This is a genomic window from Streptomyces clavifer, assembly GCF_036345975.1.
GTDB classification, from domain to species: domain Bacteria; phylum Actinomycetota; class Actinomycetes; order Streptomycetales; family Streptomycetaceae; genus Streptomyces; species Streptomyces clavifer.
Genome location: NZ_CP107793.1, coordinates 5,801,606 through 5,826,827, shown reverse-complemented (window position 1 = coordinate 5,826,827; position 25,222 = coordinate 5,801,606). Strand labels below are relative to the sequence as shown.

Here is a 25,222-nt window from a genome sequence, read left to right as displayed (position 1 = left end):
GTGGCCGAGCACACCCCCCGTTCCCTGATCGTCACCCTCTACGGCGCGTACGGGCGTTCCCCCGGGAACGCCCCGCTGGCGGTGTCCGAGCTGATCCGGCTGTTGCACACCGTCGGTGTCGACGCCCCGTCCGTGCGCTCCTCCGTCTCCCGGCTCAAGCGCCGCGGGCTGCTCGTCCCCGCCCGGACGGCCGACGGGGCGGCCGGGTACGCGCTGTCGCCCGACGCCCGTCAGCTCCTGGACGACGGCGACCGGCGGATCTACCGGCATCCGGCGCCCCGGCTCCGGGAGGGCTGGGTGCTCGCCGTCTTCTCCGTGCCGGAGGCCGAACGCCACAAGCGGCACCTGCTGCGCTCACGGCTCGGCCGCCTCGGCTTCGGCACGGCGGCGCCCGGGGTGTGGATCGCTCCCGCCGGGCTGTACGAGGAGACCCGTCACACCCTGGAGCGGCTGGAACTCGCCCCGTACGTCGAGCTGTTCCGCGGGGAGCACCTCGGCTTCGCCGCGACGAGGGAGTCCGTGGCGCGCTGGTGGGACCTGGACGCGGTCGCCCGGCTCCATCTGGACTTCCTGGAGCGGCAGGAGCCCGTGCTGCGGTCCTGGGAGGAGCGGCCCGCGGGGACACCTCCGGATCCGGAGGAGGCGTACCGGCACTACCTGCCGGCGCTGGACTCCTGGCGGCGGCTGCCGTACGCGGACCCCGGCCTGCCCGAGGAACTGCTGCCGAAGGACTGGCCGGGAGCCCGTTCGGCGGAGGTGTTCGGTCTGCTGCACGCCCGGCTGCGGGACGCCGGGGCGCCGTTCGTCCGCACGGGGACCACCTGATGGAACACGGGTGACCGCCGGTCCGCCGACCAGGCACGATGAGGCATGACCTGGACCTCCACCGATGACGTCGATGTCTTCCCGGACACGGCCGGGGCGCCGCCGGCCGTCCGGCCCTCCGCGGGCACCCCGCGCCTCACGGTCCCGGCGTCCCTGCGGCAGGGCGGGCGGCCCGCCCGCGGCGAGGGGATGCCGGACCGAGGGCGCGGGACGGACGGGGAGGCGACGGGGGCGGCGCGGGTGGCTCGGCGGGAGGTGCTGTCGCGCACGGGCCTCGCGCATCCGACGGGCGACGGTGCGTGCCAGCGCGGCCCCTGGGCCGACCCTGACCGGTCGCCGGCCGGCGTGGTGGCGGTGTGAACGGGGAAGAGGCGCCGGAGCCGCGGTGGCTGATAGCGGCGAACGTGGTGCGCTGGCGGCGGTACGGGGAGGGTGGTCAGGAGCTGCGTCCGGGGACGAAGTCCTGTCGTGGCGGCTCGAAGGTGTACGTGATCGGCCACCGCCCCGGTGGCGCGGACGTGCTGACGGCCATCGGGCGAGGGCGCCGCACCGGCACGTACATCACACTCGATCTGGCGACACGGCACCTGCACACCTTCCGGGCCGAGTTGGTCCGCAGCCCCGCGATTCTCCGGCGTGATGCCGAGAACGACGCCGGCCGGGGCTGGGACGGCCGGGAGCACACCGCGGAACGGGCCGCCCGGTTCGAGCGGCAGGCGGCCGGGGAACGCCTCGCCCGCTGGGAGGGCCTCCCCCACCCCACGCCCTGTCGCTGCCACGAGTGCCTGACGCTCAGCCCAGGGTGAGCCGGGGCCGGGGTGCGTCGGTGCGGCCCGTCGGAGGGGTGCGGCTGCCCGCGCGGTACGGGAGGGGCCAGGGCGCACCCGGACCCTCGTAGCCCTGTTCGGCGGCCGCGTGCAGGGTCCAGTGCGGGTCGTACAGGTGCGGGCGCGCCAGGGCGCAGAGGTCGGCGCGGCCCGCGAGGAGCAGCGAGTTGACGTCGTCCCAGGAGGAGATGGCGCCGACCGCGATGACCGGGACGTCCAGGGCGTTGCGGATCCGGTCGGCGTACGGGGTCTGGTAGGAGCGGCCGTACTCGGGCCGTTCGTCGGGGACGACCTGGCCGGTGGAGACGTCGATGGCGTCGGCGCCGTGTCCGGCGAAGGCACGGGCGACGCCGACGGCGTCCTCGGCGCTCGTGCCGCCCTCGGCCCAGTCGGTGGCGGAGATCCGGACGGTCATCGGCCGGTCCTCGGGCCACACCTCGCGGACCGCGTCGAACACTTCGAGGGGGAAGCGGAGGCGGTTCTCCAGCGGCCCGCCGTAGGCGTCGGTGCGCCGGTTGGTGAGCGGGGAGAGGAAGCCGGAGAGCAGGTAGCCGTGCGCGCAGTGCAGTTCGAGGAGGTCGAATCCGCAGCGGGCGGCCCGCCGGGCGGCGTCGGTGAACTGGGCGCGGACGGTGTCGAGCCCGGTCCGGTCCAGGGCGTACGGGATCTGGCTGACGCCCGGCGCGTACGGGATCGGGGAGGCGGCGCCCACGGGCCAGTTGCCCTCGTCCAGCGGCTGGTCGATGCCGTCCCACATCAGTTTCGTGGAGCCCTTGCGACCGGAGTGCCCGAGCTGGACGCCGATCGCGGCGCCGGGAGCGGAGTCGTGGACGAAGCGCGTGATCCTGGTCCAGGCCGCCTCCTGCCCGTCGGTCCACAGTCCGGTGCAGCCGGGGGTGATGCGGCCTGTGGGGCTCACGCACACCATCTCGGTCATGGTGAGACCGGCACCCCCGAGTGCCCGGGCCCCGAGGTGGACGAGGTGGAAGTCGCCGGGCATCCCGTCGGCGGCGGAGTACATGTCCATGGGGGAGACGACGACGCGGTTGCGCAGTTCGAGGCCGCGCAGCCGCAGCGGGGTGAACATCGGCGGCGTGCCCGGCGGGCATCCGAAATCCCGCTCGACGGCACCGGTGAAGCCCGGGTCGCGAAGCCGGAGGTTGCCGTGGGTGACGCGGCGGCTGCGGGTGAGGAGGTTGAACGCGAACCGCCGGGGCGGCTGGTCGACGTACTGCGGGAGTTCCTCGAACCAGCGCAGGCTCGCCGCCGCGGCGCGCTGGGTGGACAGGACGACCGGGCGGCGCTCCGCCTCGTACGCGGCGAGCGCGGCGGGCAGGCCGGGCTGTTCCTCGATGCAGGCGGCCAGCGCGAGGGCGTCCTCGACGGCGAGCTTGGTGCCGGACCCGATGGAGAAGTGGGCGGTGTGGGCGGCGTCGCCGATGAGGACCGTGTTCCCGTCCGACCAGCGGGAGTTGGTGACGGTGGCGAAGGTGAGCCAGGAGGAGTTGTTGGAGCGCAGCGGCCGGCCGCCGAGGGCGTCCGCGAAGACCTCGGCGCAGTGCTCGGCCGACCCGGCGGTGTCGCAGGTGTCGAGTCCGGCCGCCCGCCAGACCTCTTCGCGCATCTCGACGATGACGGTGGAGGCTCCGCACCCGTCCGGCGCGCCCGAGCGCGTCGACGGGGTGCGGGGTCCGGGCGACGGGCGGGAGAAGGGGTAGGCGTGCAGCTGCATCACGCCGTGCCCCGTCTCGGCGGTCTCGAAGCGGAAGGCGTCGAGGGCGAAGTCCGCGGCGAGCCAGATGTAGCGGTTGCGGTGGGTGGTGATCCGGGGGCCGAATGCGGCGGCGTGGGCCTCGCGGGTGGCGCTGTGCACCCCGTCGGCGGCGATCACCAGGTCGTGGCGGGCGGCGAGCTCGGCGGCGGGCGGGGCCGCGGTCCGGAAGCGGAGACGTACGCCGAGGGACTCGCAGCGCTCGTGCAGGATCTGCAGCAGCCGGCGCCGTCCCAGGGCCGCGAAGCCGTGGCCGCCCGAGGTGTGGACGGCGCCCCGGTGGACGACGTCGATGGTGTCCCAGCGGACGAACTCGTCCCGCAGCGCCCGGTACACGACGGGGTCGGCGTGCTCGATGCCGCCCAGCGTCTCGTCGGAGAGGACCACCCCGAAGCCGAACGTGTCCTCGGGTGCGTTGCGCTCCCAGACGGTGACCTCGCGGCGGGGGTCGAGCCGCTTCAGGAGGGCCGCGGCGTAGAGCCCGCCGGGCCCGCCGCCTATGACCGCGATCCGCCCGGTGTCCGGTCCCGGCCCCGAAGGAGACACCGCGCTACCGGCCTTGCCACTTCGGCGGCCGCTTCTCGGTGAAGGCGGCGTGGAACTCGGCGTAGTCCTCGCCGGTCATCAGGTGGGCCTGGGTGGCGGCGTCCATCTCCACGGAGGCGGCCAGCGGCATGTCGAGCTCGGCGGTGAGCAGCGCCTTCGTCCGGGCGAGGGCGAGGGCGGGGCCGTCGGCCAGCCGGCGGGCGAGCGCCGCGGCCTGCGCGTCGGCCCGGCCCTCGTCGACGAGCTCGCTGATCAGCCCGATGCGTTCCGCCTCGGGGGCGCGGACGGGTTCGCCGAGCATCAGGAGCCGGGTGGCGTGGCCGAAGCCGACGACACGGGGCAGCAGATAGGCGGCCCCCATGTCGCCGCCGGAGAGGCCGACCCGGGTGAAGAGGAAGGCGAAACGGGCGGACGGATCCGCGACGCGGAAGTCCGCGGCGAGGGCGAGCACGGCTCCGGCCCCCGCGGCGACCCCGTGCACGGCGGCGACGACGGGGAAGGGGCACTCCCGCAGCGCCCGGACGACCAGGCCGGTCATCCGGTTGAAGTCCAGGAGCTGCGCGGCGTCCATCGCGAGCGTGGCGCCGATGATCTCGTCGACGTCACCGCCGGAGCAGAATCCACGGCCTTCACCGGCGAGCACGAGCGCGCGCACGCGGCCTTCGCGGGACAGCTCCGCCAAGAGGTCGCGCAGGTCGGCGTAGGCGCCGAAGGTGAGTGCGTTGAGCTTGTCGGGGCGGGCGAGGGTGACGGTCGCCACCCCGTCGTCCAGCGTGAGGCGCAGGTGCTCCCAGCGCTCCGCGCGCGGGGCGGAGCCGGTGAACGGGCTCATGGAAGGGTCCCCTCCAGCCGTCGGGCTGCTACTGATCCGCTTCGAAGTTATCACTCATACGTGACTTCCGTCATGAGAGCGCGATAAGCGATCGGCGGGGCCGATGTGGCGAAGGTCCCCTTTGCGCCGGTCGGTCGCCTCTATGTCTCCGGCGCCGCTCTTCGTATGGTTGAACGCAGGAAGTACTGATACGGAACTTCTGACGCAGCCGTCCCCCCGTTATCGCGGTCCCGGAACACCGGTCTGGAACAACAGGCCGGGAACCTGGGGCCCCGGAACAGCAGTCACGTACAGGAAGTCCCGCTCCCGAACGGAAACCCGCCCGTGCCGCCCGACGCCCCCACTCCCCCGCCCGCACCCGCCTCCTGGCGCATCGCCCTGCCGCACTCCACGGCCGCGGTGCCGATCGCCCGCGCCCTCGTCCGGACGGCGCTGGCGGACATCGAGGCGCCGGCGGACAGCGACACGGCCGAGCTGCTCACCGCCGAACTGGTCGCGAACGCCGTGGAGCACACGGACGGCTCCGGGCCGATCGAGCTGGTGGTGGAGCTGATGGCGGCCGGCTGCCAGGTGGAGGTCCACGACCACGACCCGGACCCGCCCGGCGATCTGTCCCGCCCCGGCCCCGGCAGCGAGACGGACCCCTGGCAGGAGCACGGCCGCGGTCTCCTCCTGATCCGCACCCTCAGCTCCGCGTGCGGTCACCGCACCACGGAGCGCGGCAAGGCCGTGTGGTTCACCCTGCCGTCGATCCCGGAGCAGCCGGGCCCGTCCCCGCGGAGCTGACCAGCCGCGACCTGCCGCGGCCGTAACCGGCGTAGACGAGCGCACCGGCGGTCAGGAAGACCACGAACTGCACCCAGGTCGTCCAGCCGGTCCCGTACATCAGATACAGGCAGAACGCGACGCCCAGCACCGGACTGAGAGGGTAGAGCGGCACCCGGAAGGAACGCTTCAGCTCCGGGTTGCGGCGCCGCAGCGCGATCACCGCGATGTTCACGACCGCCATGACCGCGAGGGTCCCGATGGTCGTCAGGTTCACGACGACGTCGAGAGACGCGAACGCGGCGGGAAGCGCGAAGAGGGCGGCCACGATCCAGGTGTTGGCCACGGGGGTGCGGGTCCGCGGCGAGACGCGCTCGAAGACCCGCGGAATCAGGCCGTCGCGGGACATCGACATCAGGATCCGGGTCTGGCCGTACATCACCGCGAGCACCACGGACGCGATCGCCACGACCGCGCCGAAGGCGACGATCCCGCCGCCCACGGTCGAGCCGGTGACCTGGTTGACGACCAGCGAGAGCGCGGCCGGCTTGTCGGACACGGCGTCCGCACCCAGCGCGCCGATGGCCCCGAGGGCGACCGCACAGTAGAGCAGCGTGACGATGCCGATGCAGATCATGATCGCGAGGGGGATGTTCCGCCGGGGGTTCCTGACCTCCTCGCCCGCGGTGGTGATGGCGTCGAAGCCGATGTACGAGAAGAACGCCACCGACGCACCGGCGGTGACCCCGGCCATGCCGTGGGAGGCGAACGGAGAGAGGTTGCCGTCCTCGAACGCCGTGAAGGCGATCGCGCAGAACGCGACGAGGATACCGATCTTGAGCACGGCCATGGCCGCCGTGGCTCCCGCGCTCTCCCTGATCCCGCGCACCAGCAGGGTGGCGGCCATCATGATCACGACGACGGCGGGGAGGTTGATCACACCTCCGTCGGCGGGCCCGGACGAGACCGCCGCGGGCAGCTCCCAGCCGACGACGCTGTTCAGCAGCTCGTTGACGTACTGGCTCCAGCCGACCGCGACCGCGGAGACCGACACGCCGTACTCCAGCAGCAGGCACCAGCCCACGAGGAACGCGACGCGCTCGCCCAGCGTGGCGTAGGCGAAGGAGTACGAGCTGCCCGACACCGGAATGGCGCCCCCCAGCTCGGCGAAGGAGAAGGCGGTGAAGATGCAGGTGATCGCGGCCAGGACGAAGGAGAGCACCACGGCGGGCCCGGCCTCGGCGACGCTGTCGGACAGGCCGACGAAGATGCCGGTGCCGACGATCGCGCCGACGCCGAAGCAGACCAGCTGGAACAGCCCCATGGTGCGCCGCAGGCCGTGCCCTTCCAGGTCGGCGCCGGACTCGGCGACCAGCAGATCGGGGCTCTTGATGCGAGCCCGGGTCGCGCGCGAAGGGCTCGTCGGGGTGTGGGGGGCGGGGCTCATGGGGGGACGTTCTCTTCTCTGGTGGCGCGTGCGGGGAGCCTGTGGGGGGCTCGGCCGTGTGAGGGCTCTCCCGTGGGGGTCCACGGGGTGGGGGTCGTGTCGCGGGGGCCTCGACGCGGGGGCTCGCGGATGGGAGGGGCTCGTGAATGGGCTTGCGTGCGGGAGGGGCTCGCAGGTCGGGGCCTGCTTGTGGGGGCCTGCTTGTGGGGGCCTGCTTGTGGGGGCCTGTTTGTGGGGGTGAGGGCTTGTGGGCGGGAGGGGCCGGCCTGCGCGGGCAGAGGGTCCGCGGGCACGGAAATGGGGTTCGAGCGTGCGAGCCCGAACCCCACCGAGTGCCACCATCGTAGCCACCCACACGCATGGTCAGCCTGTAGGGCGCATGGTCATACGTCCTGCCCCGGACCGGCCATGGTCGCCACGAGGACGGCCTTGATGGTGTGCATGCGGTTCTCCGCCTCGTCGAAGACCACCGCGTGCGAGGACTCGAAGACCTCGTCCGTGACCTCCAGCGCCGTCAGCCCGTGCCGCGCGTAGATGTCGAGGCCCACCTTCGTGCCGAGGTCGTGGAAGGCGGGGAGGCAGTGCAGGAACTTCACGGCGTCGTTGCCGGTGGCGCGCAGGACGTCCATGGTCACGGCGTAGCCCGCGAGGGCGGTGATGCGCTCGTCCCACACCTCCTTGGGCTCCCCCATGGAAACCCAGACGTCGGTGGCGACGAAGTCGGCCCCCAGGACGCCCTCGGCGATGTCCTCGGTGAGGGTGATGCGCGCACCGCTCGACTCGGCGAGCCCGCGGGCGCGGTCCACGATCTCCGGAGCCGGCCAGTAGGCCGTGGGCGCGACGATCCGGACGTCCATGCCGAGCAGGGCGCCCGTGATCAGGTAGGAGTTGCCCATGTTGAACCGGGCGTCACCGAGGTAGGCGAAGGCGATCTCCTCCAGCGGCTTCTCGCTGTGCTCGGTCATGGTGAGGACGTCGGCGAGCATCTGGGTGGGGTGCCAGTCGTCGGTGAGGCCGTTGAAGACGGGGACCCCGCCGTACGCGGCCAGCTCCTCGACGGCCTGCTGGCTGTCCCCCCTGTACTCGATGCCGTCGTACATCCGGCCGAGCACCCGCGCCGTGTCCTTCACCGACTCCTTGTGTCCCATCTGGGAGCCGGAGGGATCCAGATACGTCGTGGACGCACCCTGGTCGGCGGCGGCCACCTCGAAGGCGCAACGGGTCCGGGTCGAGGTCTTCTCGAAGATCAGCGCGATGTTCTTGCCGGTCAGCCGCCGCACCTCCCGGCCCGCCTTCTTCGCAGCCTTGAGCTCGGCGGCCAGGGCGATCAGGCCGCGGAACTCCTCGGCCGTGAAGTCCAGCTCCTTGAGGAAGTGGCGGCCTGCGAGGTCTATGGCCATGGTGACTGCTCCTGGGTCGGGCTGCGGGCATGCATACATTGACCCTGGAAGTCTATACGAGGCACTGCATTGCTATACAGGCCCCTGGTGTGGGCGACGCGCGGCTGCCACCGGTGCGTCGCCGAGCGGGTTCACACCGGATCGCGCACCACGGGACAGCTCATGCAGCGCGGACCGCCCCGGCCCCGGCCCAGTTCGCTGCCGCGGATCTCTATGACCTCGATCCCCTGCCTGCGCAGATGGGTGTTGGTGGTGGCATTGCGCTCGTAGGCGACCACGACGCCCGGTTCCACGGCCAGCACGTTGCAGCCGTCGTCCCACTGCTCGCGCTCGGCGGCGTGGACGTCCTGGGTGGCGGTGAGGACCCGGATCGCGTCCAGTCCGAGTGCCGCGGCGACGGCCCGGCGCATGTGCTCGGGCGGATGGTCGGTGACCTTCAGCTCGCGGGGACCGCTGCCCGGCTCGATCGTGTAGGAACGGAGCATCCCGAGTCCGGCGTACTGCGTGAACGTGTCGCCGTCGATCATCGTCATGACCGTGTCGAGGTGCATGAACGCACGGCGCTTGGGCATGTCGAGCGCCACGATCGTCCGAGCCGAGCCGGCGTCGAAGAGACCCCTGGCCAGCATCTCCACCGCCTGCGGGGTGGTGCGTTCGCTCATCCCGATCAGGACGGCGCCCCGTCCGATCACGAGGACGTCGCCGCCCTCGATGGTGGACGGATAGTCGTGCTGCCCTTCCGACCAGTGGTGGAAGGCGCCCGCCTCCGGACCGGTGAACAGCGGGTGGTGCCGGTAGATCGCCTCGAAGTGCACGGTCTCGCGCTGCCGGGCCGGCCAGCGCATCGCGTTGATCGACACCCCGTCGTAGATCCACGCCGAGGTGTCCCGCGTGAAGAGGTGGTTGGGCAGCGGGTTGAGGAGGAAGTCGTCCAGATCCATGACGTGGAAGCGGACGGAGGTCGGCTCCGCGTGCCGCTCCAGGAACTCCCGCTTGGTCATCCCTCCGACCAGCGCCTCGGTCAGCTCGGCGGCGGGCAGTTCCTCGAAGGCGGCGCGCAGATGCTCCGTGGCGAGCGGTCCGTACTCCTTCTCGTCGAAGACCCGGTCGAGGACCAGCCGCCGGGCCACCGGGATGTCGAGCGACTCCCGGAGCAGGTCACCGAAGAGATGGACCTCCACACCCCGGTCGCGGAGCACATCGGCGAAGCCGTCGTGCTCCTCCCTGGCCCGGCGCACCCACAGCACGTCGTCGAACAGGAGCGCGTCCTTGTTGCTGGGGGTGAGCCGCTTCAGCTCCAGATCGGGGCGGTGCAGGATGACGCGGCGCAGCCGCCCGGCCTCGGAATCGACATGGAATCCCATGTATCCATCCTCACCGCGTGGAGCACCGTTCACCCTGCGAACCGCCCACCGGTTCCCGGACGGGGCCGGGAACCGGTGTCATTCGTTCGGATCGGGCCGGATCGGGTCGAGCCCGGCGGGTCGGGTCGGGTCCGATCGGGCCGGCCGGTCGGGCCGGACCCGTGGCAGGCGAGCCCGGCCCGATCCGAACGAGAGAGCCGCCGGCTAGAGCCGGGGGTCGACCGGCTCCGACTCCAGGGCGAGCACCGCGAAGACCGCCTCGTGGATCCGCCACAGCGGCTCCCCGTCGGCCAGCCGGTCGAGCGCCTCCAGTCCGAGGGCGTACTCCCGCAGGGCCAGCGACCGCTTGTGGCCGAGGAAGCGCGAACGCAGGCGCTCCAGATGGTCCGGCCGGGTGTACTCGGGGCCGTAGATGATCCGCAGGTACTCACGGCCGCGCACCTTGACGCCCGGCTGGACGAGCCTGCCCTTCGCGTCCCGGACCAGGGCGCCGAGCGGTTTGACGACCATGCCCTCGCCGCCGCGCCCGGTCATCTCCAGCCACCAGTCGACACCGGCCCGCACGGAGTCCTCGTCGCCGGTGTCGACGACGAGGCGCCGGGTGACCTGGAGCAGCCCGGTCGGGTCGTGCTCCACGAGGCGGTCCAGCCAGGCCAGCTGCTCGTCGTGCGGTACGGGGGCGAGCGAACGCCCCTGCACCGCGAGGATCTGGAACGGCGCGAGCCGGACCCCGTCGAGCCCCTCGGTGCTCCAGCAGTAGCGGCGGTACGCCTCGGTGAACGCGGCAGCGTCCGCAGCCCGCTCCCGCTGACGGCCGGCGAGGGCACCGACGTCCACACCACGGGCCTCCGCCGCGGCCAGGGCCGCACCGGCCGCGGGCAGCACCGCACCCGATGCGGCACCCACCGCCGCGTACTGCGAGCGCAGCAGCCCGGCCGCCTTCAGCGACCAGGGCATCAGCTCGGCGTCCAGCAGCACCCAGTCGGTGTCCCACTCCTCCCAGAGGCCCGCGGCGGTGACGGCCGTGCGCAGCCTGCCGAGGATCACCTCGGTCAGCGCCGTGTCGTCCAGGAAGGGCCTCCCGGTGCGGGTGTGAAGGGCGCCGGTGGGACCGTCGGCCCCGAAGCGCTCGCGGGCCGTTTCCGCGTCGCGGCAGACCAGGGCGACCGCACGCGAGCCCATGTGCTTCTCCTCGCACACGACCTTGGTGACACCGTCCGCCCGGTACTGGGCGAAGGCCTCGGCCGGGTGCTCCAGGAAGCCGTCCTCGTGGGAGGTGGAGGTCGGGGCCATGGTCGGCGGGAGGTAGGCCAGCAGTCGCGGGTCCACGGCGAAGCGGCTCATGACCTCGAGCGCGGCCGCCGCGTTCTCCTCACGCACCGCGATGCGGCCCATCTGCCGGGTCTCGACGATCCGGCGGCCCTGCACGTCGGCGAGGTCGAGCGGACGTCCCTCCCGGCCGCCGGGCGCCTCGGTGGTCAGCGGCTTCACCGGGTCGTACCAGACCTTTTCGGCCGGTACGTCGACGATCTCGCGCTCGGGCCAGCGCAGCGCGGTCATCCGGCCGCCGAAGACCGCTCCGGTGTCCAGGCAGAGGGTGTTGTTGACCCAGGAGGTGGTGGGTACCGGGGTGTGGCCGTACACCACGGCCGCACGGCCGCGGTAGTCCTCCGCCCACGGGTAGCGCACGGGCAGCCCGAACTCGTCGGTCTCGCCGGTGGTGTCCCCGTACAGCGCGTGCGAACGGACCCGGCCGGACGTGCGCCCGTGGTACTTCTCGGGCAGACCGGCGTGGCAGACGACCAGCTTGCCCCCGTCCAGGACGTAGTGGCTGACCAGCCCGTCGATGAACTCCTTCACCCGCTCGCGGAACTCCGGGTCCTCGGCGTCCACCCGCTCCAGCTGCTCGATGGTCTCGGCGAGGCCGTACCTGACCTGTACCTGTCTCCCCTTGAGATATCGGCCGAGCTTGTTCTCGTGGTTGCCGGGGACGCACAGGGCGTTGCCCGCGGCCACCATGGACATCACGCGACGCAGCACGCCGGGGCTGTCGGGACCGCGGTCGACGAGGTCGCCGACGAAGACCGCGGTGCGCCCGTCGGGGTGCGCGCCGTCGGCGTAGCCGAGCTCGCCGAGCAGGGACTCCAGCTCGGAGCTGCAGCCGTGGATGTCGCCGATGATGTCGAAGGGGCCGGTGAGGTGCCGGAGGTCGTTGTAGCGGCGCTCCAGGACGACTTCGGCGCTGCCCGCCTCCTCCTCGGTCCGCAGGACGTGCACCTTGCGGAATCCCTCGCGCTCCAGACCGCGCAGCGAGCGCCGGAGCTCGCGGCGGTGGCGCTGGACGACGTGCCGGGGCATGTCCGCGCGGTCGGGGCGTACGGCGTTGCGCGCGAGGCAGACCTCCTCCGGGAGGTCCAGCACGATGGCGATGGGCAGTACGTCGTGCTCGCGGGCCAGCTGCACGAGCTGCTTGCGGCTCTCCGCCTGCACGTTGGTGGCGTCGACGACGGTGAGCCGTCCGGCGGCGAGCCTCTTGCCCGCGATGTAGTGCAGGACGTCGAAGGCGTCACGGCTGGCACTCTGGTCGTTCTCGTCGTCGGCGACGAGACCGCGGCAGAAGTCCGAGGAGACGATCTCGGTGGGCTTGAAGTGCTTGCGGGCGAAGGTGGACTTGCCGGATCCGCTGGCGCCGATGAGCACCACGAGGGACAGGTCGGTCACCGGCAGGGTGCGAGAGGTACTGGTCATGCGGCCTTCGTCTCCTTCGTCGTGTCGCCGGCCCGGCCGGGGTGTGTGTCCGCCGTGGTCATCGTGAACACGGCCATCTGTGTGGGCGGCCCCACCTCGGGGTCGTCCGGCCCCACGGGCACGAACGTCACCGTGTAGCCGTGTCGCCCGGCCACGTGCTCCGCCCAGTCCCCGAATTCCGCCCTGGTCCACTCGAAACGGTGGTCGCCGTGCCGCACGTGCCCGGCCGGGAGCGTCTCCCAGCGGACGTTGTACTCGACGTTCGGCGTGGTCACGAGCACGGTCTGCGGCCGTGCCGAGCCGAACACCGCGTACTCCAGGGCCGGGAGCCGTGGCAGGTCGAGGTGCTCGATCACCTCGCTCAGCACCGCGGCGTCGTACCCCTTCAGCTTCTTGTCCGTGTAGGTGAGGGCGCCCTGCCGGAGGGTGACCCGGCCGGCCTGCCGCTCGCCCATCCGGTCCAGCTTCAGCCGTCGCGAGGCGAGGGTGAGGGCCCGCATCGACACGTCGACGCCGACGATCTCGGTGAAGCGGACGTCCTTCAGCAGTGCCTGCACCAACTGGCCCTGTCCGCAGCCCAGGTCCAGCACCCGGCTTGCGCCGGCGGCGCGCAGTGCCTCCAGGATCGCCGCACGGCGCTGCTCGGCGAGCGGGACCGGCTTCTCCTCGGTGTCGGTGGTCTCGTCGACCGCGTTGTCGACGCTCTCCACCTCCAGGTCGTCCGACTCGGCCAGCCGCACCAGCTCCAGCCGCTCCATCGCCAGCCGGGTCAGCCCCCAACGGCGGGAGAGGTAACGGCTGGTGATCAGCCTCTGCTCGGGATGGTCGGCCAGCCAGCCCTCCCCGGCGCGGAGCAGCTTGTCGACCTCGTCGGGCGCCACCCAGTAGTGCTTGGCGTCGTCGAGCACCGGCAGCAGCACATACAGCTGGCGCAGCGCGTCGGCGAGCCTCAGCTCCCCCTCCAGCACGAGCCGTACGTAGCGCGAGTCGCCCCACTCGGGGAACTGCTCGTCCAGAGGTACGGCCACGGCGTCCACCCGTGTCCAGCCGAGCGGCCCGAAGAGCTTGCGGACCAGCTCCGCGCCGCCGCGTGCGGGCAGGACGGGCACCTCGATACGCAGCGGCAGCGGTTCCTGCGCCCGCTCGGGCATGGCCCGGCAGACCCCGTTCAGCGCCGACTTGAACACCGTCGTCATCGCGACCGAGAGCAGGGACGAAGCCGCGTAGGGCCGGTCGTTGACGTACTGCGCGAGCGCCGCGTCGGGGGCGCCGCCCCTGCCCTTTCCCTTGCCTCGCCGCACCAGGGCCACCGGATCCACCTCCAGCAGCAGCGCGGCCGTGCAGCGGTCCGCGGACGCCTCGGGGTAGAAGACGTGCGCGGTGCCGTGCGCTGTGGAGAACGTCTGCGCCTTCTCGGGATGCTTGTGCAGCAGGAAGCCCAGATCGGTGGCGGGGCGCTCAGGGGTGCCGGTCGTGCTGATAGTCAGGAACACCCGTCCGAGTATGGTCCCGTGCTCCACCTCCCACCAGGCATTTTCATGGCCCGGTCCGCCCCTGCAGCGAGGCCAGTTCGGCGATCTCGGACGGGCCGACCCGGCAGCATCCCCCGACCAGCCGGGCACCGGCCCGCTGCCAGTCCCGCACCCGCCCGGGGTCGAAGGCGCCTTCCCCGGTCCACCGCCGCCCGGCCGCGTCCCACTCCTCGCCGCTGTTCGGATAGACGACGACGGGCTTCCCCGTCGCGGCCGCCGCCACCTCCACCGCACGGTCCGCGTCGGCGGGATCGCAGCAGTTGACCCCGACGGCCACGACCTGGTCGATACCCGCTGCCACGGCGAACGCCTCCTCCAGCGGCTGTCCCGCCCGGGTCCGGTCCCCCGCCACCGTGTACGAGAGCCAGACGGGCACCCTGAACTCCGCGACCACCCGCAACAGCGCCTCGGCCTCGTCGATGTCGGGCACCGTCTCCAGGGCGAGCACATCGGGATCCGCCGAGGCCAGGGCCTCCACCCTGGGCCGGTGGAAGCGCTCCAGCTCCCGGCCGGTCAGCCCGTAGCGGCCGCGGTATTCGCTGCCGTCCGCGAGCATCGCCCCGTACGGCCCGACCGAGGCGGCGACCCAGACCTCCCGGCCGGCCACCGCGCCGGCCCGACGGGCCGACCCCACGCTGCCGGCGATCAGCTCCGCGGCCCGGTCCCGCCCGATGCCGCGCCGCCCGAAGCCCTCGAACGTCGCCTGATAGCTGGCAGTGATGAGCACCTGCGCACCCGCCCGCACATACGCCGCGTGAGCGGCCTCGATCTGCTCCGGCGCGTCGGCCAGGAGCCGGGCCGACCACAGGGCGTCGGACAGATCGCATCCTTGGGCCCTGAGCTGGTTGGAAAGACCACCGTCCAGCACCACGGTCCCTTCGGCAAGCGCGTCGCCGAGAAGACGACCGGGCGGAACGCCGGGGGTTCGAAGGGAATGCACAGCTGCTCCTGTCTCCGTCACGGCCGGGCCCGGAACGGCTCGGCCCCTCCACTCTGCTGGGCCCGCACGGCTCAGCTCAACTGCGACTGGACCTGCGCCGAGATGAGCTCCAGGTGTTCCAGGTCGTGCAGGTCCAGGACCTGGAGGTAGATCCGGGACGAGCCGATGGCGGCGTACCGGCCGATCTTGTCGACGACCTCGCCGGGCGAGCCCGCCAGCCCGTTCGCCTTCAGGTCCTCGACGTCCCGGCCGATGGCGGACGCCCGACGCGCGACCTCCGCGTCGGTCCGGCCGACGCAGACCACCAGGGCGTTGGAGTACACCAGGTCGTCCGGCGCCCGTCCGGCCGCCTTCGCCGCATCCTGGACCCGGCCGAACTGCTTCTCGCTGTCCTCGATCGACGCGAAGGGGATGTTGAACTCGTCCGCGTACTGGGCGGCCAGTCGCGGGGTGCGCACCGCGCCGTGTCCGCCGATCAGGACCGGGACCTTGGCCTGGGCCGGCTTGGGCAGTGCGGGCGAGTCGGTGAGCTGGTAGTACGTGCCCTCGTAGCTGAAGGTCTTGCCGGTCTCGGTGCCCCAGAGGCCGGTGACGATCGCCAGCTGCTCCTCCAGCCGGCCGAACTTCTCCTTCGGGAACGGAATGCCGTACGCCTTGTGCTCCTCCTCGAACCAGCCGGCGCCCAGGCCCAGCTCGACCCGGCCGCCGGACATCTGGTCGACCTGGGCCACCTGGATGGCCAGCACACCGGGCAGCCGGAAGGTGCCCGCGGTCATGAGCGTGCCGAGCCGGATCCGCTTGGTCTCGCGGGCGAGTCCCGCCAGGGTGATCCACGCGTCGGTCGGGCCGGGCAGCCCGTCCCCGGCGCCCATGCGCAGATAGTGGTCCGACCGGTAGAAGGCGTCGAAGCCGAGGTCCTCGGTGGCCTTGGCGACGGTGAGCAGGGTGTCGTAGCTCGCCCCTTGCTGGGGCTCGGTGAAGATTCGAAGATCCATGCCTCCATCCTGCACCTTCGGATCCGCCGGCCCGTCCGCTCATGACGGACCGGACACGAAGCCCGCAGGTCCGCGGATCACCCCGTAGGGGCCGTCGCGCTCCTGCTCGAGGGCCCGCTCGCGCTCCTGCTCCGCCAGCCGTCTCAGCATGCCGTGCACCCGGTCCACCGACTCGTCCACGGCGTCTATCGCCTCGATGCACTGCCAGTAGAGCTGTTCCTCCTCGGTGTCGCAGGCAACGCCGACGAGTGCGATCCCCACATCACCCAGCAGCCGGCCGAGCGCCTCCAACGCCTGGGGCACCACCGCCACTTCGGAGAGCTGGGACGCCCGCACGCTCCCCGCCGGCACCAGCGGGTGGTAGAGCACCGCGGCACCGGGCCCGCCGATGTCCCCGAGGCCGCGCGCCTCGGTCCTCAGCTCGGCCGGCCCGCAGCGCAGGAGCTGCCCGCCCACCGCGCGGGCGAGAGCCTGCGCCTGCCAGGCCTCCGCCATGACGGCCGGCGCCCCCCGGCTCGACGCCAGCGCCTGCCGGCCCGCCTCGATCAGTCGCTCCGCTTCCATGCGATTCCCCCGTCGCCGAGACCGTGCGAGCGAAACCCGCTCACCTCTTCCATTACCCACAGTGAGGTGAGCCCCACCGTAAAGCCAGAGGAAATCGGAAATCTGTGGACAGGAAGTCGATTGTGAATAAGTCGATCACTCCGAAGAGTGACGATTCGGTGAATCTGGGCGGTCGGGCACCGGAAACCGCGTCTCGTTCCGCTCGATCTTGGCATCCAGTGCGGCCAGCACGTCGACGCCCAACACCTCGCAGAACTGCAGGAGATAGGCCAGGACGTCCGCGGCCTCGTCCGCGACGCGGTGCGCCGTCCCGGGGTCCTCCATCACCCGTGCCGACTGTTCCGGCGTCAGCCACTGGAAGATCTCCAGGAGTTCGGACGCCTCCACGCTCAGCGCGGCCGCGAGGTTCTTGGGGGTGTGGTAGCGCTCCCAGTCCCGCGCCGCCGCGAAGTCGGCCAGCCGTCGCTGCAGTCCCGCCACATCGAATTCCGTCACGGTGCCAGGTCTACCACTGTCACGCCCCCGGCCCCTCGGGCCGCTTCCGCGGTCGCCTCCGTGACGGTCGCCAGCAGCCGCATGTGACCGGCCGCGCAGATCGACGCGGCCAGGGCGAGCAGCTCCCCCGTCTGCCGTGTGTCCAGACTCCGGTCGAGCCCGTCGGCCAGCAGCGTGAGGGACTGCATGGCCGAGGGCACCTCGGCCGCCGGGTCCACCACGAGGACGTGGGGGCCGGCCTGCAGGACCAGGGCGAAGGCCAGATACCGGAGCTCACCGTCACCGAGGCGCCCCAGGGGTGTGCTGTACCCGGGCCCGCGCTCCGTCCGGGCCTGTACCGTACCGTCCCCCAGCAGTTCGGCGGTCAGTCCGGTCACCTCCCCCGCGCACCCCGTGTGCGCGCTGGCGACCAGCCGTGCGTGCCGCTGTGCGCACTGGCTGCGGGTGCGGTACAGCACCTCGGCGAGGTTGTCGCAGCTGGACGTCAGCCGCCCCTCACCGACCGGCACCGTCGCCCGCATCCTCCGCGGCTGCGGATCGCAGACGAAGGCCGACCGGAGCGCCACCACCACCTGCTCGGCGGCGGCCAGCACCCGCAGCTCCCCGTCCGTCGTGCCCGCGACCCGCAGCGGCAGCAGCGCGGTGCCGAGCCGGTCGTCGGGGAACGGGGCCCGCGTCACCGGGACCGCCCCGGCGGTGTACCAGGCCGCCTGGACGGCCGACCGGCCCGGATCCCGCAGCGCCGTGCTCAGCAGGGTCTCGCCGCCGTCCGACAGGCGCTCACCGACGACGCGGAGGGTGGGCTCCGCCTGGACGGCCAGGTCCAGCCTCACCGGACCCGCCGGCCCCTGCACGGTGCAGCCGAGCCGGAAGCCCCGCCGGCCCTGCGCATCCGCGCCGGCCCGTTCCGGCACCCAGGCCGACGGATCGGGGAACACGTCCTCCAGCGGGTCTCCCGCGGCCAGCCGCGCCAGCGCCTCGTACGCCCGCAGGGCCGTCGACTTGCCGGTGCCACTGCTCCCTGCGAGCAGGGTGAGCGGACCGAGCGGGATGACGGCGCGGCGGTGCGAGGCGAAGGCGGCGAGCCGGAGTTCGCTGACGGCGGGGCGGGCGGGCCGTGCGGGGCGGCCGGGGCCGGCCGCACGACCGTACGACGACGTGGGCGTGGAACTCCCCGTGGAGATCACAGTCATGAGCGGACCGTACGCACGCCCGCGACCGGCGAACCGTTCCGCCCGTTCAACCTTCCTACGATTGAGGTACGCCCGCCGCCGTGACCCCCTCGACCTCCATGCCCACCGGAGCGAGCAGGAAGACGTTGCGGTCGACCCTGTGCATCCCGCTGCCGAGCCCGAAGACCACGCCGCTGCTGAAGTCCAGGATCCTCTTGGCCACGTCGTTCTCGGCCCCGGTCAGGTCGAGCAGTACCGGGATCTGGGCCACCAGGTACTCGGCCACCTCGCGGGCGTCCGCGAAGACCTGGACCCGCAGGACGACCATGCGCCGCTGCTCGGCGGTCTCCTCCGCGGGGACCGCACGGTGGTCGACCCGGGACGGCCATTCGTTGCGCCCCCTCAGGGGTACGACCTGGGCGAGCCCCTCCCACTGTTCGTCGGTGGCGTCGTACCTGTCGTACCTGTCGTACCTGCTCACAGAACCACCCCGTCCGTATGCCGGTTGGCTGTGCGCCGGCTGCGCTCGCTGTCCATGCCGCAATTGTCTCGTCCCTCACCCGTTCGGCGTACCACCGACACGGGCCGGAACGTGATCGGCGCCCTCCGAAGCGCGACGGATGTCCTGTTCGGGGAGCGTGTCGAGCGGGGTGAAACGGACCGGAAGATGGGCCGGAGCGCGGTGGAAGGGGCCCGGACGCCAGATCAGTTCAGCGGCGTCGACGGCGAGTTCCAGGTCGCAGAGTTGGCTGGTTATCTGCTCGATCGCGGTGATCGCCATCAGCAGGGCGGGCTGCTTCGCCGGGCACCGGTGCGGGCCGGTGGACCAGGCGAGATGGGCGCCGTCGCCCGAACGCGCGGCGGCGTCCGAACCGGCGGGGGGCGACTGCGTGTTGGCGGCGGCGAAGGAGACCAGGACCAACTGCCCTGCCCGCAGCGGAACCCCGTGGAACTCCGTGTCGTGCCGCGGGTAGTGCGCCCCCAGGTTGGCGATCGGCGGGTCCCGCCAGAGCACGTCGGCGATCGCGTCCTGCGCGGTCGTCGCTCCGCCGTGCAGGGAGACCCCGTGCCGGGCGTCACCGAGCATGCGCAGCAGTGCGTTGCCGATGAGATTCGTCGTCGGGTCGTGACCCGCGCTCATGATGAGTGTGATCTGGCGCACTGCCTCGTCGTCGTCGAGGCCCGCAGGGTGTCCGAGCAGGTAGGTGGTGAGGTCGCGGCCCGGCCTGGCCCGCCGGTCAGCGACGAGGTCGGCCACGACGCCGACCAGGTCGGCGTACGCGTCTGCCGCGCCCGCGGCCGAGTCCATCATGCCCGCGACGCCCAGGACGATCCGCCGGCGGTCCCGGGGTGCCACCCCGAAGGACGCCGTGAAGACGTGCAGGGGGAGCCGGCGTGCGTACTGGGCGATGAGATCGCCGGTTCCGGTGGCCGAGAACTCCCCGATGAGCTGCTGGGCGACCCGGGAGACCTCGGCCCGCAGCAGGTGCGGTTCGATCAGGCCGAGGGTGTCGTTGATGGCGTCGCGGTAGCGGGCGTGGACGGCGCCGTCGGTGAACATCGCGGTGGGCCGGTAGCCGAGCACCGGCAGGACCGGTGAGTCGGCGGGCACCCCTTCCTGCCATGCACGCGGGTCCTTGGTGAAGGTGTCGGTGTCGCGCAGCAGGTCGACGGCCGCCTGGTAGTCCGTGACGAGCATGGCGTCGGTCCCCGGGGCGATGCGGACCCGGGCCACCGGCCCCTGGGCCCGCAGCCGGCGGTAGTGGCCGTGCGGGTCGGCGGCGAAGTCAGGGCCGTACAGGGCGAGCGGCTCGTGGGGCGAGGGCGCGGACAGGCTCATGACGGTTCCTGGGACGGGGGCAGGCGGGTCAGGGCGTGCTCGGCGAGGGCGATCAGGGCATCGATGCTGCCGCGTCGCTCGCGGGCGTCGCACTGCACCAGCGGGGTCCGTGGGTCGAGGTCGAGGTGCTTGCGCAGCACCTCGTCCGTGTGTGCGGGGGCGTCGGGGAAGCGGTTGACGGCGACGGCGTACGGCAGCCCCTGCTCCTCGACCATGTCCATGACGGCGAAGGAGTCCTCGAGACGGCGGGTGTCGACCATGACGAGGGCGCCGAGCGCACCTCGTGCGATGTCCTCCCAGAGCGGGAAGAAGCGTTCCTGCCCGGGGGTGCCGAACATGTACAGCACCAGGTCGTCCTGGACGGTCAGCCGGCCGAAGTCGATGGCGACCGTGGTCGTGCTCTTCTCCGGAAGGCCGGCGGTGTCGTCGAGTCCCGTACTGGACTGCGTCATCACCTCTTCCGTGTGCAGGGTCGGAATCTCCGACAGGGTACGGATCAGGGTCGTCTTGCCCACGCCGAAGGGACCCGTGACGACGAGTTTCATCAGGGTCTCGGCGGCACTCGGCAGGTAGCCGATGCCGCCCCGGTCAGTGGAGGGAACGGAGTCCAACGAGCAGCCTCTCGACGAGCGACCGGTCGAGCTCACCGGCACTGGGGATCGGTGGTCGAGCGTGCAGACGACCTGCGGCCACGAGGTCCGTGACCAGGAAGACGGTCGCGCTGACCGGCAGGTCCAGATGCGCGGCGCACTCGACGACGGTGAGGGCTCCCGGCTCCAGGAGCTCACACAGCCGGCGGTGCTCCGAACCGGTGTCCGGCGGGAGTGCCGCATCCGTACGGATGAGGACGGCGAGCCGGTCGAGCGCGGGACCGGTGGGCGTGGAGCGGCCACCGGTGACGAGGTACGCGGGAATCAGGCGGCGCCCTGGGCCGGGGGTCATGGCCGCGAGGCAGCGTCCGGTTGGCGGGTGGGGGCGTGCATGGCCCGCGTCAGCGCGGTGACCTGCACCTGCATCTGGTACGCGATGTTCCCCAGGTGCGCGTCGGGAGCCGCGAACAGGGCCAGGGTGGTGTTCCTGCCCGCGGGTACGACGATGGCGAAGCCCAGTTCCGACTCCACGACCGTCTGGGCCAGGCGGGGCGACTCGGCGTCGGTGAACGCGGTGGTGAAGGCGCGGGCCGACGCGTGCAGCGTGGCCGTCATCGCGGCGACGCGCTCCGCGGACGCGCGGTCCAGCCCGGGAGAGGCGCCCTCGACGAGCCCGTCTCCGGTGGCCACCACGGCGTGCTGCACGCCGGGGAGTTCCAGCAGCGGGGTCAGCACCCAGGCGAGGTCACCGGTGGTGGGGGTGGTGCTCACGTCTCGTCTCCTTGGTCGTCCGATGAGGCTGCCGGGGGCGTCGGGACGCCTCCGCCGGGCGCGTCCCCGCCCGGTGCCTTCCTGCCGCTGAGGGTGCCTTCCTGGAGTGCCGCCCAGGAGTTTCCGGCCTGTTCGGGGGTGCGGGCCACGAGCTCCTCGGCCTCCTCGCGTGAGGCGGCCGGGGCGGCGGGTGCCCTGCGTGTCCTGCGGCGCCGGCTGGGCAGCTCGGCCGCGGGCGCGGCGGGGCTGCCCGTCCCGGCCCCGGCGGGGTCGGGGTCGGCGGCCCGGCCGGGCGTGGGAATCACTGTCGCGTCGTCCCCCGGGACCTTCGCGCCCGCCCCGGCAGCGGCCGGCACCCCGGTGCGCGCGTGCATGGGCTTCGGCGCGAGCACGGACAGGGTGCGGTCGTCGTCCATCACGGTCAGCAGATGGGCGGGGATGCGCAGCATCGCGCGCATGCCGCCGTACGGGGACGACTCGATGTGGCAGCTGAAGCCGTACCGTGCGACGAGCCGGCCCACCACGGCGAACCCGGTCTGCGGCGGGTCCCCCAGCTCGGTGAGCAGCACCTCGTCGGGTCCGGCCAGCAGCGCACGGGCCCGCTTCAGGGCGTCGTCGTCCATGCCGATCCCGGCGTCGTCGACCAGGACCAGGGCGCCGCGGCCCGCGGTCTGCTGGACGGTCACGGGCACTTCGGTGTCGGGGTGCGAGTACGCCGTCGCGTTGGCCAGCAGTTCGGCGAGCGCGATCGCGAAGGGCTCGGCGGCCCGGGCGGCCAGGGCGAGCCGCTCCTGGCGCAGGTGGTTGGCGACCTTGATCCGCTCGTACCCCGCGACCCGGGACTGGGCGCCGAGCACCACCTCGACGAGCGAGGAGTTCTGCCGGGCGAGGCCGGGCCAGGCGTCACAGAGCACGGCGGTGGCCTGCGTGCGGCGCAGGGCCAGTTCGTTGCGGAAGTCGAGCTGCAGGATCCGCGGGTCGTCGTACTCGTGCTGGAGCTCGTGCAGCAGGTGCTGTGACTGGTTGAGCAGCGACTGGATCTTGGCGGAGGTGCCGCGCATGGCCGACCGGGCCGCCGCGTCGACCCGTCGGCGCTCCTCCAGGACGGCGGTGCCCGCGGCCTGTACGGCCTCGGTCAGCAGACGGGCGGCGTCGCCCTCGATGCCGGCCGCCTCCCGCAGTCCGGGCACGGGTGCGGTCCGGTGGGAGAGGGCGGTGGCCGCCGCGGGGATCCGCTTCTGGCCGAGCTGGCGTATCTCCTCGGTGAGCGCCAGGGTGCGGGCCTCGGCGGCCTTCAGCTGCCGGTCGGTCAGTTCGGCGCGGGCCGCCGCGCCGTAGGCGTCCTTGCGGGCCCGGTCCGTCTGCACGGTGGCCCATATCGCCGCCACGAAGGCGACCAGTGCGACGATCCATCCCAGCACGGCGTCACCGCGTCTCTGTTGTAGGGCACGGTGAACACGCCGCGGGGCGGCGGGGTATCCGTCTTTCGCTCCGGGCCGGCGTCACTCCGGTCCGCCGCTCGTGCGCGACGCCTCGGTCTCCTGCGCCAGCGCCGCGACCTCGGACATCACCTGCAGGACTCCGGGGAGCGCCGAGCCGTCGAGGTGCCGGTACTCGCTCCCGATGGTGACCACCAGCCGTTCCGGCAGCCCGAGTGCGGGGTACCGCCCCTCCCGGATCACCCGGCGCGCCGCCTCGAACGCGGGCACGCCCGCCGCGTGGAAGGTGTGGGCGCGCTCGCGCACGTACGCGAGGTAGCGGATGTGCTCCCGCACCCCGGCCGGGTCGAGCACCGGCCCGTGGCCGGGCACGATCACCTCGGCGCCGGTGGCCAGTACCCGCTCGCAGGCGTCGATCACATTGCTCAGAGGGCCGGCCCAGTGCACCGGGTGGTCCCCCGGCTGCTGCGGGGTGGAGGAGAAGACGACGTCTCCGCTGAACACCGTGCGCTGCGTCGGCAGGTACACGATGAGGTCGCCCGTGGTGTGCGCGGGCGGCAGGGCCGACACCTGGACCGCACAGTCCCCCAGGGTCAGTTCGAGCTCTCCCGTGACGTAGGTGTCCGGCAGCACCGGCTCGGTGGTGGACCAGTCGAAGACCCCGAAGTGACGGCCCAGGTACGCGCCGAGGGGGGTGGCCGGATCGCTCCCTGCCACGAGGGCGTGCTGCTGCTGCGGGGTGGGCTCGTAGTGGATGTGCTCCTCGGCGTCCCGGGTCGCGATGATCTCCGCGCCCGGGAGCACCCCGGCACCCCAGAAGTGGTCCCCGTTGGCATGGGTGACGATCACCCGGTCGACGCTCACCCCGGTGGGCAGTCGCTTCTCGCTCTCCGCCAGGAACTGCCCGGCCATCACCGGGTCGTACGGGGCGTCGATCCAGAGCGCGCCGCGCGGCGACACCAGGAGTCCGCAGTTGGCCAGCCCCCAGCCCCGCCTGGGCGGCAGCCAGGCGTACAGACCCGTGCCGAGGTCGACGATGTCCCCACCCGTGATCGACATGGGGTGATTATGCCGACCTCGATCCGGCCGCGCGTTCGAAGTCAGCCAACTCGTGGACCCGTTGACGCAAAATCGCCCTTCGGCTCGAATGATCACCCCATGAGGGTGACCGTCCGGGGTTACGGGGGTGCGGACACGGGCGAGAAATTCTGAGCATTTCGGTGATATCGCCCATGGATACCGAACAACGGCGCAGATACCCACACAGGAACGGCGGAACCTCATCGCGCCGACTACCCACCGAGCATGGCTGAAAACAGCTGTCGCGTTACCGCTCGAATCACGCCTCCTTTGCTTGTTCTTGCTCGATTGGGCCATGTAATATGCAAAATTGAGCAGACAGGCAACGATTCCATCCAGCCATCCCAGTGCGAACAGCAGCGGAAGCGGAGTGCGGACATGTCCCATGTCGAAACCGAGACAGCCGGCCAGCCCGAGTGCTGGCGGCGTGCCGAGGAGGTCGCGGCGGACCGGGCGGCGGTCCTGCCCGCCACCGGTGAGCGCGTCGCCGTCGTCGGCTGCGGCACGTCGTACTACATGGCACAGGCCTACGCCTCGCTGCGCGAGGACTCCGGGCAGGGGGAGTCCGACGCCTTCGCCGCGTCCGAGTTCCCTCTCGGCCGCTCGTACGACCGCGTCGTGGCCCTGACCCGCTCGGGAACCACGACCGAGGTGCTCGACCTGCTGACCCGGCTGCGCGGCACCACCCGCACGGTCGCGGTGACGGCGGACCCGCGGACCGCGGTGATGACGGCCGCCGACGAGGTGGTCGTGCTGGACTTCGCGGACGAACGGTCCGTCGTCCAGACCCGGTTCGCCACCACCGCGCTCACCCTGTTCCGCGCCCACCTCGGACTGCACACCGAGGACGTCGTACGGGACGCGGAGGCGGCGCTGGCGGATCCGCTGCCCGAAGGGCTGCTGGAGTGCTCCCAGTTCAGCTTCCTGGGCCAGGGATGGACGGTCGGGCTCGCCAACGAGGCGGCGCTCAAGATGAAGGAGGCGTCCCTGTCCTGGACGGAGTCGTATCCGGCGATGGAGTACCGCCACGGGCCCATCAGCATCGCCACGGCCGGGACGGCGACCTGGATGTTCGGCCCCGCACCGGAGGGCCTCGCGGAGCAGGTACGGGCGACCGGTGCCCGCTGGGTGGAGAGCGGCCTGGACCCGCTGGCCGAACTGGTCCGGGTGCAGCGGCTGGCCGTGGCCCGCGCGGCGGCCCGCGGCCTCGACCCGGACCTTCCCCGTCACCTCACCCGGTCGGTGGTGCTCGACGGGGCCGCGGCGGGCTGATCCACGG

The 25,222-nt window shown here is 72.3% G+C and carries 24 protein-coding genes; 5 read left to right on the top strand and 19 right to left on the bottom strand.

The genetic code is table 11. The features are described 5' to 3' along the window. The 3 genes from OG927_RS25405 to OG927_RS25395 are packed head-to-tail and all read left to right on the top strand — an operon-like array spanning position 1 to position 1,631. Positions 1-825 carry a PaaX family transcriptional regulator gene (locus OG927_RS25405; RefSeq protein WP_330320830.1) on the top strand — a complete coding sequence of 275 codons (825 nt, stop codon included), beginning with the start codon at positions 1-3 and terminating at the stop codon, positions 823-825. 45 nt (positions 826-870) lie between these two features. Next, positions 871-1,185 (top strand): hypothetical protein, encoded by a 315-nt coding sequence (locus tag OG927_RS25400; RefSeq protein WP_330320829.1) that lies wholly within the window; start codon positions 871-873, stop codon positions 1,183-1,185. Continuing rightward, positions 1,182-1,631, top strand: a complete 450-nt coding sequence (locus OG927_RS25395; protein ID WP_056789433.1) for a hypothetical protein — start codon at positions 1,182-1,184, stop codon at positions 1,629-1,631. Before OG927_RS25400 ends, OG927_RS25395 begins: the two co-directional genes overlap by 4 nt. Here the strand turns inward: OG927_RS25395 and OG927_RS25390 are convergent. Both OG927_RS25390 and OG927_RS25385 read right to left on the bottom strand, forming a co-directional pair. Continuing rightward, complete coding sequence (locus OG927_RS25390) at positions 1,618-3,969, bottom strand: bifunctional salicylyl-CoA 5-hydroxylase/oxidoreductase (RefSeq protein ID WP_330320828.1); 2,352 nt, start codon at positions 3,967-3,969, stop codon at positions 1,618-1,620. The genes OG927_RS25395 and OG927_RS25390 overlap by 14 nt on opposite strands. 4 nt (positions 3,970-3,973) lie before the next feature. After that, complete coding sequence (locus OG927_RS25385; protein ID WP_056789425.1) at positions 3,974-4,801, bottom strand: enoyl-CoA hydratase family protein; 828 nt, start codon at positions 4,799-4,801, stop codon at positions 3,974-3,976. A 324-nt stretch (positions 4,802-5,125) separates the two neighbouring features. On the opposite strand from OG927_RS25385, the gene OG927_RS25380 reads away from it, so the two are divergent. Further along, a complete protein-coding gene (locus OG927_RS25380; protein ID WP_056789422.1) occupies positions 5,126-5,587 on the top strand; it encodes an ATP-binding protein in 462 nt (153 codons plus the stop codon). Here the strand turns inward: OG927_RS25380 and OG927_RS25375 are convergent. From OG927_RS25375 to OG927_RS25295, 17 genes are all read right to left on the bottom strand, one after another. Next, positions 5,538-7,013 (bottom strand): amino acid permease, encoded by a 1,476-nt coding sequence (locus OG927_RS25375; RefSeq protein WP_209469553.1) that lies wholly within the window; start codon positions 7,011-7,013, stop codon positions 5,538-5,540. The two genes, OG927_RS25380 and OG927_RS25375, sit on opposite strands and share 50 nt — an antisense overlap. A 383-nt stretch (positions 7,014-7,396) precedes the next feature. Then, entirely contained in the window at positions 7,397-8,413 is a 1,017-nt protein-coding gene (gene argF, locus OG927_RS25370; protein ID WP_056789415.1) for an ornithine carbamoyltransferase, read from the bottom strand. 131 nt (positions 8,414-8,544) lie between these two features. Beyond that, positions 8,545-9,777, bottom strand: coding sequence for an arginine deiminase (locus OG927_RS25365; RefSeq protein WP_330320827.1), 1,233 nt, complete (start codon positions 9,775-9,777; stop codon positions 8,545-8,547). A 204-nt stretch (positions 9,778-9,981) separates the two neighbouring features. After that, positions 9,982-12,525: a polynucleotide kinase-phosphatase gene (locus tag OG927_RS25360; RefSeq protein WP_330320826.1), complete on the bottom strand. Its 2,544-nt coding sequence runs from the start codon at positions 12,523-12,525 to the stop codon at positions 9,982-9,984. Then, positions 12,522-14,018: a 3' terminal RNA ribose 2'-O-methyltransferase Hen1 gene (locus tag OG927_RS25355; protein ID WP_330320825.1), complete on the bottom strand. Its 1,497-nt coding sequence runs from the start codon at positions 14,016-14,018 to the stop codon at positions 12,522-12,524. Before OG927_RS25355 ends, OG927_RS25360 begins: the two co-directional genes overlap by 4 nt. Positions 14,019-14,061: 43 nt before the next feature. Continuing rightward, the gene (mmuM, locus tag OG927_RS25350) at positions 14,062-14,997 is read right to left on the bottom strand and encodes a homocysteine S-methyltransferase (RefSeq protein WP_209469556.1); all 936 of its coding nucleotides are present in this window, start codon (positions 14,995-14,997) and stop codon (positions 14,062-14,064) included. A 71-nt stretch (positions 14,998-15,068) separates the two neighbouring features. After that, positions 15,069-15,992, bottom strand: a complete 924-nt coding sequence (locus tag OG927_RS25345) for an LLM class F420-dependent oxidoreductase (RefSeq protein ID WP_056789402.1) — start codon at positions 15,990-15,992, stop codon at positions 15,069-15,071. A gap of 39 nt (positions 15,993-16,031) precedes the next feature. Continuing rightward, on the bottom strand, positions 16,032-16,556 hold the full coding sequence (locus OG927_RS25340) for a DUF6099 family protein (protein WP_056789400.1): 525 nt from the start codon (positions 16,554-16,556) through the stop codon (positions 16,032-16,034). 135 nt (positions 16,557-16,691) lie between these two features. After that, a complete protein-coding gene (locus OG927_RS25335; RefSeq protein WP_056789398.1) occupies positions 16,692-17,051 on the bottom strand; it encodes a nucleotide pyrophosphohydrolase in 360 nt (119 codons plus the stop codon). Then, on the bottom strand, positions 17,048-18,244 hold the full coding sequence (locus OG927_RS25330; protein WP_209469558.1) for an AAA family ATPase: 1,197 nt from the start codon (positions 18,242-18,244) through the stop codon (positions 17,048-17,050). Before OG927_RS25330 ends, OG927_RS25335 begins: the two co-directional genes overlap by 4 nt. Before the next feature lie 55 nt (positions 18,245-18,299). After that, the gene (locus OG927_RS25325) at positions 18,300-18,704 is read right to left on the bottom strand and encodes a cell division protein SepF (protein WP_056789393.1); all 405 of its coding nucleotides are present in this window, start codon (positions 18,702-18,704) and stop codon (positions 18,300-18,302) included. 75 nt (positions 18,705-18,779) lie between these two features. Beyond that, entirely contained in the window at positions 18,780-20,063 is a 1,284-nt protein-coding gene (locus OG927_RS25320) for a cytochrome P450 (RefSeq protein ID WP_209469559.1), read from the bottom strand. Next, complete coding sequence (locus tag OG927_RS25315) at positions 20,060-20,674, bottom strand: GTP-binding protein (protein WP_056789388.1); 615 nt, start codon at positions 20,672-20,674, stop codon at positions 20,060-20,062. Before OG927_RS25315 ends, OG927_RS25320 begins: the two co-directional genes overlap by 4 nt. Then, complete coding sequence (locus tag OG927_RS25310; protein WP_056789385.1) at positions 20,652-21,005, bottom strand: DUF742 domain-containing protein; 354 nt, start codon at positions 21,003-21,005, stop codon at positions 20,652-20,654. The genes OG927_RS25315 and OG927_RS25310 overlap by 23 nt, the downstream gene beginning before the upstream one ends. Beyond that, entirely contained in the window at positions 21,002-21,424 is a 423-nt protein-coding gene (locus OG927_RS25305) for a roadblock/LC7 domain-containing protein (protein WP_056789382.1), read from the bottom strand. The genes OG927_RS25310 and OG927_RS25305 overlap by 4 nt, the downstream gene beginning before the upstream one ends. Beyond that, positions 21,421-22,845: an ATP-binding protein gene (locus OG927_RS25300; protein ID WP_330320824.1), complete on the bottom strand. Its 1,425-nt coding sequence runs from the start codon at positions 22,843-22,845 to the stop codon at positions 21,421-21,423. The genes OG927_RS25305 and OG927_RS25300 overlap by 4 nt, the downstream gene beginning before the upstream one ends. Before the next feature lie 81 nt (positions 22,846-22,926). Continuing rightward, positions 22,927-23,922, bottom strand: coding sequence for an MBL fold metallo-hydrolase (locus OG927_RS25295; protein ID WP_330320823.1), 996 nt, complete (start codon positions 23,920-23,922; stop codon positions 22,927-22,929). A 399-nt stretch (positions 23,923-24,321) separates the two neighbouring features. Between OG927_RS25295 and OG927_RS25290 the strand changes: the two genes are divergently transcribed. Then, the gene (locus tag OG927_RS25290) at positions 24,322-25,215 is read left to right on the top strand and encodes an SIS domain-containing protein (protein WP_124280939.1); all 894 of its coding nucleotides are present in this window, start codon (positions 24,322-24,324) and stop codon (positions 25,213-25,215) included. The last annotated feature ends 7 nt before the right edge of the window (positions 25,216-25,222 follow it).